General features: G+C 62.7%; 1 protein-coding gene. It reads right to left on the bottom strand.

Annotated elements, in window-relative coordinates; genetic code table 11:
• Positions 1-71: 71 nt before the first annotated feature.
• Positions 72-442: hypothetical protein (locus AB1L88_RS26950; protein WP_367099817.1), on the bottom strand; the 371-nt coding region annotated here is incomplete at its 5' end.

Below are 442 nucleotides of genomic sequence, written 5' to 3'. Positions count from 1 at the left end.
AAGCCGCCGCGGCGGGCCGGGTCCGCTGCAGCGCGAGGTTAGGCGGCGGCCGGGCCGATAAAGGTTGCTATTTACTGTGATTTGTCCGCCGGTGTGCCACCGTTACGATTGCCACCTGTCCGGGAGAGCCTCAATTCATCTCCGACCCCTACCGATTTCACGTCGCCTCCACGATCAACCCAGACGACGGCGAGCATTTCATCTGTACCAGAATCGAGGATCAGGACAGACCAATCACCGAGATCCCTTGGCTGAACACGATATCGGCCCTCCCAGCGGGTGGCCCCGGGTAACGTCAAGAATCGCCTCTCGGCGATCCTCGCCGCCTCGGTCTGGGTGATCGGTCGGAACCAGTTGACGAGGCACGCGATCACCGCGACAACGACCATCAGGCCGCCGATCGTCAGTTGCTTGCGACGCCAGCCGATGCGTTCCAGGAGGC

It is taken from the genome of Tautonia sp. JC769, assembly GCF_040717455.1.
Taxonomy (GTDB): Bacteria; Planctomycetota; Planctomycetia; order Isosphaerales; family Isosphaeraceae; genus Tautonia.
The sequence above is the reverse complement of the archived record's forward strand: the minus strand, read 5'-3'. Positions and strand labels throughout refer to the sequence as shown.